The organism is Rasiella sp. SM2506 (assembly GCF_050859505.1).
Taxonomy (GTDB): domain Bacteria; phylum Bacteroidota; class Bacteroidia; order Flavobacteriales; family Flavobacteriaceae; genus Marinirhabdus.
Genome location: NZ_CP193934.1, coordinates 2,204,008 through 2,218,007, shown reverse-complemented (window position 1 = coordinate 2,218,007; position 14,000 = coordinate 2,204,008). Strand labels below are relative to the sequence as shown.

The window sequence follows — 14,000 nt, the reverse complement described above, 5'->3', positions numbered from 1 at the left end:
CGAATTTGTCTATTCCTTACCTCTATTCAGCACCTTGTATTCTTCGTAGCAATCGCTTATGGCATCCAGTATTTGAAGATCGTTTGCCGTAGTGATAAAGTTTTTTGAGTAGTTACATCTATTTAAAATTTCATCTACATCTACCTTTTCCAACTGTAGTAAAACCATCAAGGTCTCACGGTCGTATTTGGATTGTAGTAGGTTTCTAATTTCATCATCCTCTTTCATTTTACGTAACTTCTGCATTTGCTTGGGCCGCTTTCCGAATACATTGTAGAGAAAATCTGCCGGGTTAAAGATTGCGCTTAATACTTTAGAGACAGCACCTGGAGAAGTATCGCCTCCTTCGTAACCAGAACCTATCCCCGATATCCTATAGCGATAATCATCGTATACCGGGATTAACTTAGCGTCTATTTCTACATAGCCCGTTAATTGAACAGGCTTTATCACAACCTCTTCCAAAGCAATACCAAGTTCGGTCATCTTCACTTTAATATCACCAAACTTTAACCAGTCATTTGTTACTCTAATGCGAATGGATTTAAATCCTAAATAGCTGAAGAATAATGTATCGTTCACCGAGGCTCTAATTTTAAACTCCCCTTCAACGTCAGTAGTACTGCCTCGAACGCTATTCAAGTTAACAATATTCACATTCTCCAAAGGAGCGTCGTCATTACTATTAAGCACTTTACCCTCAATAACCTGGGGATCTTGCGCCCAAGCAAAAAGGGTAAATAATAGTGTACATACAAAAAATAGTTTCTTCATAACGTCTAGAATGTAAAAGTACTAATAAGACGGGAATATTGTACCAAAGTTTCACGCTTCGATACAATTTAAAGTGCTAATGCACTTTAAATCATTCAGCGACCTTTGGTGATTAGGTTGATTTAAAAATGTAAATAAATGGTTATCACCAAAAAAAGGTTCCCGAGTGTCCCGTTAAAAGTTAAAAGACTTTTAACGGGATGTACCGAAGGACCAGTCTATGTACGGCGTCTTCTTCCGCCTGTTCCTTTGCTTTCTGGTTTCGTTTTGCCCCTTCTTTTTCCTGAAAATTTAGATTTAAACTCTTCTCCTCCAGAACTTTCTTTCTTTTTGAAACCTCCACGGTCGCTATCACTTCTCCCACGGTCACTATCTCTGCTCCCGCTTCCACGATCACTACTCCCGCTGCTTTTTCTTCCACCACGACGTTCACCTTTATCTCGGCCTTTAAAGCCTCCTCCATCACGTTTTCCATCACGACGTCCGCCACGACCTCTTCCGCCACCGCCACCACCGCGACCTGTATCGGTTGAGATTTCAACATTAACGTTTCTTCCTTCCAGTTGAAAATCTGTAAACACACCTAACACCAAATCTTTATGCTTCGTATCTACATTAAAGAATGAAAAGGTGTCTTTTACATCTACTTTATACACATCGTCCTGACCTAATTGAAGTAAATCCTTTAAGAAATCTTTTAGGGTCATCCAGTTGAAATCGTCACGTTCTCCTACATTTAAGAAGAAACGTACCGAATCTTTATTCTCTGAACTTGACATATCTCCAGGGGAAACATTCAAGTCTTTCGCTTTTTGATAGTAATTATAAAAACGCGTGAATTCTACCGAAAAGAATTTTTTGATTAATTCTTCTTTGGTGAATCCTTCCAACGCTGCATCAATCTGCGGAAGGTATGCGTCTATATCGTGATTAATTTTAGTATCCTTAATATTATTAGCGAGGTGCATTAATTGCTTTTCGCAAATTTCCATTCCGGAAGGAATTTCTTTTTGCTGAAACTTCTGCTGAATTATTTTTTCAATCTGCTTGATTTTTCTTGCTTCACTTTTTGAAACAATTACAATAGAGATCCCTTCTTTTCCGGCACGGCCCGTACGACCACTACGGTGGGTATAGGTTTCAATTTCGTCTGGAAGCTGGTAGTTTATTACGTGTGTAATATCGTCTACATCAATTCCACGGGCTGCAACGTCTGTAGCAACCATCATTTGGATTTGACGATTACGGAACTGCTTCATCACAATATCTCGTTGATTCTGACTTAAATCTCCGTGGATTGCTCCAGCATTGTACCCATCTGCAATCAATTGCTCGGCTACTTTTTGGGTATCCCGCTTGGTACGACAAAATACTACTGAAAAAATTTCAGGGTTTGCATCTGCCAAACGTTTTAAAGCCTGGTATCTATCTCTTGCGTTTACCGTATAAAACTCATGCGATACATTTGCCGCACCCACGTTTTTAGAACCTACAGTAACTTCAACCGGATTGTGCATAAACTTTTTAGCGATGGTTGACACCTCTTTCGGCATCGTCGCACTAAACAACCAGGTACTTTTCTCTTGGGGCGAATGTGATAAAATTTCAGTAATATCTTCGTAGAAGCCCATGTTCAGCATTTCATCTGCTTCATCCAGGACACAATACTCAATTTTTGAAATATCGATCATCCGGCGACCAATCATATCTTTCATCCTACCTGGGGTAGCAACGATAACTTGAGCGCCTTTTTTAATTTGTCTGGCTTGGTCTGTAATACTTGCACCCCCATAAATGGCAACAACGTTTAAGCCTTTAAGGTGCTTTCCGTAGTTGTTCATTTCGTTCGTAATTTGCATACACAACTCACGCGTTGGTGAAAGGATAAGTCCTTGTGTAGTGCGGCTTTCCACATCTATTTTTTGAAGCATTGGGAAACCAAAGGCCGCCGTTTTACCAGTACCTGTTTGCGCTAACGCCACTAGGTCTGTATCTTCTTTTAATAAAATTGGGATTGCTTTTTCTTGTACCTCACTTGGGGTTTCAAAGCCCATATCGGTAATTGCCTGAAGAAGTTTTTCCTCTAGGCCTAAGTCTAAAAATGTCATAAAATATTATAAAAGTTTATTTGTACTTACTGAAGATGTCGACAAATAAACGGTATATCTTCGTGCAGTACTACCTCACCCTGAGGATTTTCAAGGCGCAAAGATAGTCTTTAATTGTACACCAAAAACCGTATTGGGTTTTTATTAAGAATTAGCCTTGGGTTAGATATGCAATGAGTTGTCTCATAGCCTTTCCGCGGTGCCCCACCTTACTTTTCTCTTGCAAATTCATTTCAGCAAAAGTCTCTTTGGAACCTTCTGGAAGGAAAACAGAGTCATATCCAAACCCTTTTTCGCCACGCCTTACCCTAGTAATAGTACCATCGCAAGTACCCAGAAATAATACAGATTGAATATTAATAGAGAGTGCTATAGCCGTTTTAAAACGGGCCGAACGGTCTTCCTTATCGGCAAGATTTTTTAATAGTTTATCGATATTGTCTTCAGAATTTTTGTTTTCACCAGCATAGCGAGCGCTATGCACACCTGGTTCACTATTTAGTGCTGAAACTTCCAAACCTGTATCATCTGCAAAACAATCTAAACCATAGTGATTACGGATAAATTCAGTTTTTAAAACTGCATTACCTTCAATAGTTTCGGCTGTTTCTGGAATATCTTCGGTACAACCAATATCGGTTAAGCTCATCAGTTCAATATGAGAAGGCAGTAAGAGTTTTACTTCTTTAAATTTATTCTGGTTGTGGGTGGCGAAGACTAGTTTCATTCTGAAATACGATTTACGATTTACGATTTACGAAATTAGCAGAAATTGATTTGCATTATTTAAAATTGTGAATACTTTACGAATTTGAAATATCCCGCTTCCCCAACTGTTCGCACTCAAAGCGAAGCATACTTAACTCTTAACACTACCCACATTATTGGAGCCCCCTCACTTGCTCAAAGCGCTCCACAATCTCTCTTTGGCTCTTAATCGTGCGCTTCATCCATTCCATTTCAATGTCAAACTTTTCTGCTGAAGAAAGCTGCCAATCAATTGCACTTTGTTTTAAACGGGTTACCACATCTTGTAGAATAATCGCTGCTGAAACTGAAATATTCAAACTCTCCGTAAATCCGTGCATAGGAATTTTCAGAAATCCATCGGCAGCATCCATCACAGTATCGCTCAACCCCTCGCTTTCTTTTCCGAAGAAAAAAGCCGCTTTCTTGCTCACATCAAACTCATGCAAATAGGTAGAATTGTCGTGCGGGGTCGTGGCAATAAGCTGATAGCCTTTCTGTTTTAAATCGGCCATGCATTCCTTAATGTTATTCTTACGTTGCAAGGTCACCCATTTTTGAGCGCCCATGGCAATCTCTTTGTCTATACGTTTCCCCAATTTCTCCTCCACCACATACAAATCCTGAATCCCAAAAACATCGCACGTTCGCATTACAGCGCTGGTGTTGTGCAACTGGTATACATCTTCGGTCACCACAGTAAAATGCCGGGTACGTTTTGAAAGTATCTTGGTGAATAGTTCTTTACGCCTATCGGTAAGATAGCCTTGAAGATGGTTAAATAATTCTTGATCTGTAGTATTCATAAGGGTACGAAATTACTGAATTTTGACAGATTATACATTCTAGGTCATAGGGATTAGGGATTAGGGATTAGGGATTAGTAAAATTATTACATTAACCTTTAACCTTTAACCTTTAACCTTTAACCTTTAACAAAATTCCATAAAAAGCATAGAACCTAGTATCTTAGTAAAAAAATTTATCAAACTATGAATATTGCAGTACTTACTGGAGCAGGCGTTAGTGCAGAAAGCGGACTTAAAACCTTTCGGGATAGTAATGGATTGTGGGAAGGGCACGATGTTATGAGCGTTGCTTCTCCACAGGGATTTGCTAACAACCCGGTATTGGTACTCGATTTTTATAATCAGCGACGCAAACAATTGCTGGAAGTTGAACCGAATACAGCACACAAAGCACTCGCTCAACTTGAAAAAAACCACGAGGTTACTATTATTACTCAAAATGTAGACGATTTGCACGAACGGGCTGGCAGTACTAACGTAGTACATCTTCACGGCGAATTATTGAAAGTACGGAGCACTTTTGACGAAGATTTAGTTCTGGATTGGAAAACCGACCTCAACCTAGGAGATTTCTGTGAGCATAATCATCAATTGCGACCTCATATTGTTTGGTTTGGCGAAGCTGTGCCGCTAATTGAAATCGCTGCCAAAATTGTAGAACAGGCAGACATCGTGGTAATTGTTGGTACTTCTATGCAGGTATATCCTGCGGCGGGCCTCATACAACATGCCCGTGAAGAAGCACCTTGTTATTTTGTAGATCCTAATCCATCTATACATAGTAATTCCAAAATCAAGGTGTTTGCTGAAAAAGCTTCCACCGGAGTTCTCAAAGTGATTGATGAAATTGAAAAAATGTAGCCCAAAAAATAAACAAAATTCCAAGACAGCTCCTTCCCCAGCGGCTTAAAATATGTAATGAAATTATCCTTTTGATTTCCGCGATTCGGGGGAAGGTGAATTTCAGCAATGTAGTTTAATGGAACAAATAAGTGTCAATCCTGAAATTCGGAAGGGGGACTGTTGTTATCAAAAATTGTATTGAAACAAGGTTTACTAAACAATGAAGTCAGAATTATTTCAACACATAAGTTACAAAAAAGCCTACCGAACGAATCGGTTAAATGCTGCCAATTGGGTACTGGAAAATCCTGAAACATTAGAAGAATTACTCGAATATTGTTTTCATGAGGACAATAAACTAGCCACTAAAGCCACATGGGTTTTAGAATTTGTTTGCCGAAAGAATTTAGCGCTAATTTTTCCTTTCTTAGATTATATTTTTGGAAAGCTTCCAACGGCCAAAAGCGATGGCCAGTTACGTTCCTTCGGATTAATTTGTGAACTGCTCACCATTGGCTATTATAAACAAAATAAAGAAACGTTGAAGAAAGCACTCTCTTCAAAGCATAAAGAAGTAATGACCGAGTGTTGTTTCGATTGGATGCTCACCAACCAGAAAGTAGCCTGCCAGGCTCGCGCCATGACCACTCTCTATTTGCTGGGTACCGAAACAGACTGGATTCACCCAGAACTGGCAATTATAATTCAGCAAAATTTACTACAGGGAAGTGCAGGCTATATAAGCCGTGGACAGAAAACGTTGGAATCAATTTCAGGATTTTCAAAAAAATAAACCTGTGTGTCACGTATTCCTTCACATGAATCACTTCCCGTTTACACCTTTTAAAATTCTGAATTCAGAATTCAGAATTCAGAATTGAATAAAGTATCTTTGCACCTTTATTTTCCGCAGTAAAAACGCTTCGGAACACCTTTAAAATGAAAACCATGTCAATCCAAGCCTTACAAGCTATTTCGCCTATTGATGGGCGTTATGCTTCCAAAACTGCCTCGCTTATTCCTTTTTTTTCTGAAGAAGCACTCATAAAATACCGTGTACAAGTAGAAATTGAATATTTCATTGCGCTGGTGGAATTACCCCTACCGCAGTTAAAAGATTTTGATACTGCTTTGTTTTCAGAATTAAGAGAATTGTATACTGAATTTTCTACCGAAGATGCACAGCACATAAAAAACACCGAAAAAGTAACCAATCACGATGTAAAAGCTGTTGAATATTTTATCAAAGAGAAATTTGACGCACTTGGTTTGCAGCCTTACAAAGAGTTTATCCATTTTGGTTTGACATCTCAGGATATAAACAATACTGCCATTCCGCTTTCCCTTAAAGATGCGATGAATGCCACGTATGTACCTCAATTTTTCGAATTAAAAAACAAATTAAAGCAATTGGCCACCGACTGGGCAGACATCCCAATGCTGGCACGAACACACGGACAACCCGCCTCTCCTACTCGCTTAGGAAAAGAAATTGAAGTTTTTGTAGTACGCCTGGAAGAGCAATTCGATTTGCTAAACAACATTAAAAGTGCTGCCAAATTTGGTGGTGCCACAGGAAATTTTAACGCCCATAAAGTTGCGTATCCCTCTATCGATTGGAAAGCTTTTGGAACTTCGTTTGTACAGGAGCGATTGGGACTACACCATTCCTTCCCTACGACACAAGTTGAACATTACGACCATATGGCTGCGTTATTTGATTGCCTAAAACGTATCAACACCATTATTATAGATCTGGATCGTGATATCTGGACGTATGTTTCTATGGATTATTTTAAGCAGAAAATTAAAAAAGGGGAAGTAGGATCGTCTGCCATGCCACACAAAGTAAATCCTATCGATTTTGAAAACAGCGAAGGAAACCTTGGTTTAGCCAATGCCGTTTTTGAACATCTTTCAGCAAAATTACCCGTAAGCCGTTTGCAACGTGATTTGACAGATAGCACCGTATTGCGAAACATTGGCGTACCTATGGGCCATACTTTAATCGCTTTTGCTTCAACTTTAAAAGGTTTGAACAAATTATTACTAAACGAACCTAAGTTTGCACAAGATCTTGAAAATAACTGGGCCGTAGTTGCCGAAGCCATCCAAACCATTTTGAGACGTGAAGCCTATCCTAGTCCGTATGAAGCATTGAAAGGCTTAACCCGAACCAACGAGGCCATTACCCAAAAATCTATGGCCGATTTTATTGAAACCTTAGAAGTTTCAGAAGAAATAAAAGCAGAAATGCGTGTGATTACACCTTCAAATTATACGGGGATTTAAAATAAAAAAGACCCCGAGGCGATAGCGCTCAAGGTCTAATTAATTTTAGCTACCTAACCTATCTAATGCAGGATCTCTGGCGACCTTAAAAGCCTGTACACAAATACATTGGGGCGACGTAACAAACTTTCAAAGGGTACTTTCCAAAGCCCGTGCCAAACGTCAAAATGTGGGAAATGAGTTACTAATCATACTTTTTAAGTCAATAAAAAAAGCTTCAGCAAAAATGCTGAAGCTTTCTTATTTTCAACCAAAAACGAATCACTGATTTTGGTTTCAAAAATATTAATATAACATCAAAACGGTGTTTCCATTCTTTTAGTATTCAATTTTCATATCAAACATATTTCCTAAACTTTTTAATTGAGAAACGTCCATGTCTCCTTTGTCAATAGAGGTCATTAATTTTACCAAATCGTCCGGTTCCATATTATCTCCAATGAGGCGGAAAATTGCAAATCCTTTTTCAGTATCGCTGGCAAAGACAATGAGCTCATCAATAGCTTCTTCTTCACCCGTGTACTTAAGCGTAGCACCACTTTTATTAGAGCCCATTTTCATCAAGGTTTGGTACTTTTCATTTGATAGAATTGCGAGTACTTTTTTACGTTCTACTTCGTATTCGGCCTGGTCTCCTTTTAAGGGATAAGCGACCACGTTTATTTTTTTGACTGAATTTAACACATTTTGTTCTTCTTCGGTGAAGGTGCTGTTTTCGCCTTGTAACAAACTGGTTGCCAAGTCTATTTTCATAAACTTATCGTCGTCTTGCTTTTCTACCAAATACTTTTGGAGCGATGGTTCGCTGTTGCAAGAGATCATACTCAATGCTACTAGGGCAAGTCCTACTGTATATTTAACTATTGTTATCATATTTATGATTTTTTCTTGTCAATATTCTTCAATTCTTCGCTACCAGGAACGTTAAGATCTTTGGTTAATTTAGACACTTTTTTCAGGTCTATATTCCCTGTAATACTCATTACTACCGTTCTTTGTTTACCATCAATATTACCAGTAAGGTGCATTAAAAGTTCGGTTACAAAGTTGTCGTTTTTTCCTTCTTTACTGTAAAATTTCACGTTTTTACCGTCGTCTTTTACACGCATTAATTCAGAAAGTGTACCGTTGCTAGAAACATAGGCTGTTACGGCGTCGTCCATCTTTTTAGCTACGGAAGGATTTTCAGTAGTAAAAATGCGAACATTCTCGAGGTTGTTCACCAGATCAAGGTATTCCTTCACTTCTGGATCATTGGAATCAAAGTCCATCTTGCTCAATAATTTGAACATTTTCTTGGTGGCTACAAAGCTGGTTACATCATCACTATTCTCGAAAGATGCGAACGGATTTTGAGCGCTTACCAACAAAGGGGCTACCATCAAGGCGATTATTAGTGCTATTTTTTTCATTTTATTTAGTATTAGGGTTTATTTTAAAATTTTATTTTTTGCTTCTTTGAAATTATGAATATACACGAGCTCTTCGGCACCTTCATTAAAGTTTTGAGACATCATTTTGAATGCTTCTCTTGTTTGTTCGAAAGCAGCTATGGCTTCTTTTTCTTCAGTGGTCAAGGATGGTTCCTGGTTAAAAAACCCGAAAACTCCAGCGGCAATTACTAAAGAGGCTACCATACCTATCCACCAACGTGACATTATTTTCTCCTCCACTGGAAGCGATAACGGACGTATTGATTTTTCTTTTTGCGTTGCTGAAATTCCAGCAAAAAATGGCTGGTATTCTTTAAACTGAGGCGCTACAGTATTTCCTGAAAAATAGGAACGTAAGGTTGCTTCTTCTTGCAAAGTGGAAGTACCTTCGAAATAGGCATCCAAAAGTTGTTGAACTCTAGCTAATTCCATAATTATTATATTGTATTAATTGTTCTCTTACTGTTTTACGAGCCCGGGATAACGCCACACGTATGGCGGTCTCGTTACTGTCCAGCATTTTTGCTATTTCGGAAAATTCAAACTGCTCTACATCCCGTAACTGCAAGACTATTTTTTGTTGTTCTGGCAGGGTTTCCATGAGTTTAAACACCAAGGCTACCCCGTCATTTGCTTCTACCTCCCGTTCTACATTTTGTGTATGTGCATAATTATTGTGCACAATCTTCAAATTTCCTGCCTGTTTTGATTTTAGTCTATCCAGACAATAGTTTTTTGTCATGGTCACTGCAAAGGCCTCTGGATTGTTATAGTTTTTAATGCTATTTCTGTTTTTCCAGAGTTTCAAACACACTTCTTGTACAGCGTCTTCGGCTTCATCGGTAGACACAAGGATTCTTCTGGCAAGCCGGTACAACTTATCCTTAAAAGGAAGTACAGTATCCAAAAATTCTCCTTGTTTCATAATTATATTCCGCACAAGCGGAAAACTTTTTTTGATGGTTAGCAAAGGATCTATTAAGGAGCCTTCTGTTAGTACGACGAACTACTAGAAATTTTGTTACATTTGGAATGTAACTTAAACAATATAGCTTTAATTTGAAGGTTACATTAAAATAGAAATTTGAAAAACGAAAGTTAATGAACATTGTGCACGCTGTTTCCCTTTAAGGATTTTGGTGTGCGTTGGAACAAAATAAAAAATAACATGCTTAAAAAGAAAATATTCCTCTTCCTCCTAGCCACCACTACGTTACTCACCTCTTGTTTTAAAGATAGAGATGATGAAATTTCTTCAGAATTAACAGAAGAGGTTGCTTTTCAAGTAAAAGACTTTATTTACCGGGGTCTTAATTTTTTCTACCTCTACAAAGCAGATACGCCAGAATTGGCGAACGATGCTTTTGCAAATGAGGATGAAAAAAATATATTTTTAAATAGTTTTGAATCGCCTGAAGCGTTGTTCGATTTTCTGGAATCGCCACAAGACAGGTTCAGTTTTTTAACAGATGATTATATTTCACTCATCAACGCCCTCAACGGGATTTCAGAAAATAATGGAATGGAATACGGCCTTATTCGTTACCCAGATGGTAGTGGCAATGTATTTGGATATGTAAGATATGTATTACCTAATACCGATGCAGCGGCAGAAGGACTACAAAGAGGGATTATTTTTAACACGGTAGACGGGCAGCAAATCACCGAAACCAACTTCAATACGTTATTTGAACCTACTACCTATACCATTGGTCTCGCCACTTTTGACGGAGAAAATGTAATGCCAACCAATGATAGTGTAGAACTTACGAAAGCTCCTTATACCGAAAATCCGGTATTCATTGCTAATACATTAACTGTGGAAAATCAGGCTATTGGTTATTTAATGTACAACGCATTTACACGCGATTTTGACCCACAATTAAATGCTGCTTTTGGCCAATTTAAAGCAGATGGAATTACAGAGCTTATAATAGACCTACGCTACAACGGCGGAGGTTCCGTAAGCACTGCAACAGATTTAGCAGCAATGGTTACAGGACAATTCGAGGGGCAAGTATTTTATACCGAAGCGTGGAACGAAGATCGCCAGGATGAGTACGCGAGCCCAGGATTGTTTGATGGCACGTTAACTACAGGGGAAGCTCTTAATAGCTTAAATCTAACACGGGTGTATGTAATTACTACAGCAAGAACTGCTTCTGCAAGTGAGTTGGTTATTAATGGCCTAGATCCATATATAGATGTAATACAAGTGGGCACCTCAACTACAGGAAAGTTTCAAGCATCCTTTTTGTTGTTCGATGCACCTGCACCACAGTTTAGCTTTAATGAAGCAAATCCTGCTCACACCTATGCCATGCTGCCTTTGGTATTTAAAACTCTAAACTCAAATGGCGTAACCGACTTTATAGACGGGCTAGATCCGGACGTTGAGTTAGGCGAAAACTATGCGAACCTTGGAGTGTTAGGAGATGTAAGAGAGCCTCTTTTAGAAGCATGTCTGGCTGAAATATTCCCAGGACGTTCCCCAAATAGAAACCCTGTTGAAATCTTAGAAATTATAGGCGAAAGCAAACAAAATTCGCCACTACATCAACTCATGATTGCAGAGCCCCACTAGCGGTCAAATCTCAAAATAACAAAAATCCCAAATACCAAAGGCTGACTTTGGAATTTGGGATTTTTGTTTTTGGAGCTTTTTCTAGAAGCTTAACTCAAAGCCAGCCAAGACATTTCTACCTCTTGTTTGGAAACGGTAAATCTCTTCATACTCAGTATCTAAAATATTAGAAACTCCTGCAAACAATTTAATATTTTTTGTTATTTGACCAGAAATATTAAAGTTCAACAAGCTAAAACTCTCTAATGTAATTGTCTCACTTTCAAACGTAGTTGGGTTAAAGAATGAATCATCACGCTCCCCAACATATTGATAACTCAAGCCAATATTTGTTTTGTTGTTCCACGTATACGTTAAGGAAGCATTCGCTTTGTGTTCCGGAATTCGCAACGCAAAACGCTCGTCGGCTTTCGTATTGGTATAATTGGCAGATGCTGTTAACTGCTCTATTATCTTTCCAAAAACTTCAACTTCAACTCCGCTACTCTCAAACGTATCGGCTATATTTTTATATTGGAAGATAAAATTTTCTGGATCTATGGTTACAAAGTCTACAAAATTTTCTTCATTTCGGTTAAAATACACAGCGCTTACGCGGAAATTTTTACCTCTTGAAAATTCTACTCCTCCTTCAATGGTGCGGTTGTCTTCTGGCATTAACTCCGTATTTCCGAATTGCGGGTCATACAGTTGAAATAATGATGGCGTGATATAAGCCGTACTATACGATCCTAAAATCTTCACGGTATTACTTCCGAAGTCGATGTTATAAGACGGATTAATATGATACACCACGTTAGTATCATACACACTATGAATATTAACACGCGCACCTGCATTTAAATTCAATCCAAAATCTGTGATATAAACCAGATTTAAATACGGATCAATAATGTCGAAATTGGCTGTGTCGCCGTGTACCTGCTCTGCAAAAGCAGTCTCTCCAAATGGAATGGCAAACGAATTAAACTCACTTAAATTTACATTTAAACCCAGTACAGCCTGAAATTGTTTTGTAAATCTATGATTCAAATACGTATCTAACGAATAACTTTTCGATTCAAACTTTGTAGGGAAATCGCTCATAATTTCACGGTCTATCCATTGATAGCTGTCATTAAAAACATAGGTCCCGTTTTTGTATTTCCACTCAAAATGCCCGCCTGTCTTTATTTGTTCGGTTTTAGAAAGGTTGTTAGCATCGGTATAATCAAAATTGTCGAAATCGGCTTTAAACTTATCAATACTTACAAATTGACTAATAGTAATACTATCTGTAATTTTGTAACCCAAATTTAATCGGGTATTAAAACGGTCAAAAACATCGCTTTCAAACGCTGTAGAATCTGCTGGTGCAGCTACTGCGCTAAGTCCTTCCGTATATCTATTGCTAAAATTGGCATTGTAGAAAAACTTATTCAAGGTTCCGCTTACATTCACATTATTGGTAAATGTTTCAAATTTTGAATCTTTTGAATCAGTTTCAGTAGGACGATTGCTTCCAAAAGTACTTGTAAAGGTTGCCGAAATATCTTTATCTGAAGTCTTCTTCGTTGTAATATTAATTACCGCTGTAGCAGCTCCAGAGCCATATAAAACACTGCTGGCGCCTTTCAGCACTTCAATTTCTTCGATACTATTTGCTGGAATTAATCGCAAATCGTAATCGTTTGCAATTTGAGACGGATCGTTTAATTGCACCCCATCTACCATAATTACTACTTGACGATTTCTTCCACCACGCACATAATAGGCTAGGTTTTGACCGTCGTTACTTCGTGCGCCATTGATTTCAATTCCGGAAACCTCATTCAGCACATCGGCTACAGACGCTCCTGGACGGGCGGCCAATTGTTCGGAAGTGATTTTCGTAATCACTTTACCACTGTTTTTTCTCGCTAACGGAATTTTGGTATCCAATACTACCGTGTCAAGCGTTTCTGTTTGTTGTGCGGTGGCTGCCATTGTTAAAAGCACAGCACCTGCAAGTAAAATTCTTTTCATTGTTTAATAGATTACCGAGAAGGTACAGGATGCAGAATAATTACTTTGAAGCGGCCCATAGGTAGTCTTCAAGTAAAAACATATTCTTTATCTTCCTTTTTCCCGAAGGTTTGACAAATTTTTGAATAAAGGCAGGTCTCCTGGCTTGTCTATGGTGCTACCTTCCCATTCGCCGAGGCGGAACAGTGGTTATTGAAGAAACACAATCCCAATAGTATTGGAACCGACTTACAGTTGCGGGAACAGCATAGGATTGTAGATTTCAGATTGACGATTGTAGCTATTTGAATTAAATAATCTCGCTACGCTCGCTTTTCTTTGGTTTCTAGCACCTATTTCCCTTTTAAGAATGTAGTACAGTTTGTAAGACATTCACCAAAATTCGGTGCGAAAATAGTGTATTTGG

General features: G+C 38.5%; 13 protein-coding genes and 1 riboswitch. Of the genes, 4 read left to right on the top strand and 9 right to left on the bottom strand.

From position 1 onward, the window contains the following. Window positions 1-9: 9 nt before the first annotated feature. From ACQ2HF_RS09995 to ACQ2HF_RS09980, 4 genes are all read right to left on the bottom strand, one after another. Complete coding sequence (locus tag ACQ2HF_RS09995; protein ID WP_432410283.1) at window positions 10-774, bottom strand: carboxypeptidase-like regulatory domain-containing protein; 765 nt, start codon at window positions 772-774, stop codon at window positions 10-12. Window positions 775-992: 218 nt separating this feature from the next. After that, window positions 993-2,882 (bottom strand): DEAD/DEAH box helicase, encoded by a 1,890-nt coding sequence (locus tag ACQ2HF_RS09990; RefSeq protein WP_432410282.1) that lies wholly within the window; start codon window positions 2,880-2,882, stop codon window positions 993-995. 151 nt (window positions 2,883-3,033) lie between these two features. Further along, window positions 3,034-3,609: a non-canonical purine NTP diphosphatase gene (locus ACQ2HF_RS09985; RefSeq protein WP_432410281.1), complete on the bottom strand. Its 576-nt coding sequence runs from the start codon at window positions 3,607-3,609 to the stop codon at window positions 3,034-3,036. 154 nt (window positions 3,610-3,763) lie between these two features. Next, complete coding sequence (locus ACQ2HF_RS09980) at window positions 3,764-4,435, bottom strand: TrmH family RNA methyltransferase (RefSeq protein WP_432410280.1); 672 nt, start codon at window positions 4,433-4,435, stop codon at window positions 3,764-3,766. Window positions 4,436-4,621: 186 nt separating this feature from the next. On the opposite strand from ACQ2HF_RS09980, the gene ACQ2HF_RS09975 reads away from it, so the two are divergent. From ACQ2HF_RS09975 to purB, 3 genes are all read left to right on the top strand, one after another. Beyond that, complete coding sequence (locus ACQ2HF_RS09975; RefSeq protein ID WP_432410279.1) at window positions 4,622-5,299, top strand: SIR2 family NAD-dependent protein deacylase; 678 nt, start codon at window positions 4,622-4,624, stop codon at window positions 5,297-5,299. 202 nt (window positions 5,300-5,501) lie between these two features. Beyond that, on the top strand, window positions 5,502-6,074 hold the full coding sequence (locus ACQ2HF_RS09970; RefSeq protein WP_432410278.1) for an adenylosuccinate lyase: 573 nt from the start codon (window positions 5,502-5,504) through the stop codon (window positions 6,072-6,074). Window positions 6,075-6,229: 155 nt separating this feature from the next. Then, entirely contained in the window at window positions 6,230-7,573 is a 1,344-nt protein-coding gene (gene purB / locus ACQ2HF_RS09965; RefSeq protein ID WP_432413078.1) for an adenylosuccinate lyase, read from the top strand. Between the two features lie 318 nt (window positions 7,574-7,891). Here purB and ACQ2HF_RS09960 read toward each other — a convergent pair whose 3' ends face one another. From ACQ2HF_RS09960 to ACQ2HF_RS09945, 4 genes are read right to left on the bottom strand one after another with little or no spacing between them, the layout of a single operon-like run. Then, the gene (locus tag ACQ2HF_RS09960; RefSeq protein WP_432410277.1) at window positions 7,892-8,446 is read right to left on the bottom strand and encodes a DUF4252 domain-containing protein; all 555 of its coding nucleotides are present in this window, start codon (window positions 8,444-8,446) and stop codon (window positions 7,892-7,894) included. Between the two features lie 2 nt (window positions 8,447-8,448). Continuing rightward, complete coding sequence (locus tag ACQ2HF_RS09955) at window positions 8,449-8,985, bottom strand: DUF4252 domain-containing protein (RefSeq protein ID WP_432410276.1); 537 nt, start codon at window positions 8,983-8,985, stop codon at window positions 8,449-8,451. An 18-nt stretch (window positions 8,986-9,003) separates the two neighbouring features. Next, window positions 9,004-9,438 (bottom strand): hypothetical protein, encoded by a 435-nt coding sequence (locus ACQ2HF_RS09950; RefSeq protein WP_432410275.1) that lies wholly within the window; start codon window positions 9,436-9,438, stop codon window positions 9,004-9,006. Further along, on the bottom strand, window positions 9,425-9,931 hold the full coding sequence (locus ACQ2HF_RS09945) for an RNA polymerase sigma factor (protein WP_432410274.1): 507 nt from the start codon (window positions 9,929-9,931) through the stop codon (window positions 9,425-9,427). Before ACQ2HF_RS09945 ends, ACQ2HF_RS09950 begins: the two co-directional genes overlap by 14 nt. A 243-nt stretch (window positions 9,932-10,174) precedes the next feature. Between ACQ2HF_RS09945 and ACQ2HF_RS09940 the strand changes: the two genes are divergently transcribed. Beyond that, window positions 10,175-11,590: a S41 family peptidase gene (locus ACQ2HF_RS09940; protein WP_432410273.1), complete on the top strand. Its 1,416-nt coding sequence runs from the start codon at window positions 10,175-10,177 to the stop codon at window positions 11,588-11,590. Between the two features lie 81 nt (window positions 11,591-11,671). On the opposite strand, the gene ACQ2HF_RS09935 is transcribed toward ACQ2HF_RS09940, so the two are convergent. Then, on the bottom strand, window positions 11,672-13,594 hold the full coding sequence (locus ACQ2HF_RS09935) for a TonB-dependent receptor plug domain-containing protein (RefSeq protein ID WP_432410272.1): 1,923 nt from the start codon (window positions 13,592-13,594) through the stop codon (window positions 11,672-11,674). 113 nt (window positions 13,595-13,707) lie between these two features. Next, window positions 13,708-13,989, bottom strand: a riboswitch (cobalamin riboswitch). Between the last annotated feature and the right edge of the window lie 11 nt (window positions 13,990-14,000).

Bases quoted from the DNA above. Each gene is read 5' to 3' on its own strand.
- ACQ2HF_RS09980 (WP_432410280.1), bottom strand. From the start codon at position 4,435: ATGAATACTACAGATCAAGAATTATTTAACCATCTTCAAGGCTATCTT.
- ACQ2HF_RS09995 (WP_432410283.1), bottom strand. From the start codon at position 774: ATGAAGAAACTATTTTTTGTATGTACACTATTATTTACCCTTTTTGCT.
- ACQ2HF_RS09950 (WP_432410275.1), bottom strand. From the start codon at position 9,438: ATGGAATTAGCTAGAGTTCAACAACTTTTGGATGCCTATTTCGAAGGT.
- ACQ2HF_RS09970 (WP_432410278.1), top strand. From the start codon at position 5,502: ATGAAGTCAGAATTATTTCAACACATAAGTTACAAAAAAGCCTACCGA.
- ACQ2HF_RS09990 (WP_432410282.1), bottom strand. From the start codon at position 2,882: ATGACATTTTTAGACTTAGGCCTAGAGGAAAAACTTCTTCAGGCAATT.
- ACQ2HF_RS09985 (WP_432410281.1), bottom strand. From the start codon at position 3,609: ATGAAACTAGTCTTCGCCACCCACAACCAGAATAAATTTAAAGAAGTA.
- purB (WP_432413078.1), top strand. From the start codon at position 6,230: ATGTCAATCCAAGCCTTACAAGCTATTTCGCCTATTGATGGGCGTTAT.
- ACQ2HF_RS09955 (WP_432410276.1), bottom strand. From the start codon at position 8,985: ATGAAAAAAATAGCACTAATAATCGCCTTGATGGTAGCCCCTTTGTTG.
- ACQ2HF_RS09975 (WP_432410279.1), top strand. From the start codon at position 4,622: ATGAATATTGCAGTACTTACTGGAGCAGGCGTTAGTGCAGAAAGCGGA.
- ACQ2HF_RS09940 (WP_432410273.1), top strand. From the start codon at position 10,175: ATGCTTAAAAAGAAAATATTCCTCTTCCTCCTAGCCACCACTACGTTA.
- ACQ2HF_RS09935 (WP_432410272.1), bottom strand. From the start codon at position 13,594: ATGAAAAGAATTTTACTTGCAGGTGCTGTGCTTTTAACAATGGCAGCC.
- ACQ2HF_RS09945 (WP_432410274.1), bottom strand. From the start codon at position 9,931: ATGAAACAAGGAGAATTTTTGGATACTGTACTTCCTTTTAAGGATAAG.
- ACQ2HF_RS09960 (WP_432410277.1), bottom strand. From the start codon at position 8,446: ATGATAACAATAGTTAAATATACAGTAGGACTTGCCCTAGTAGCATTG.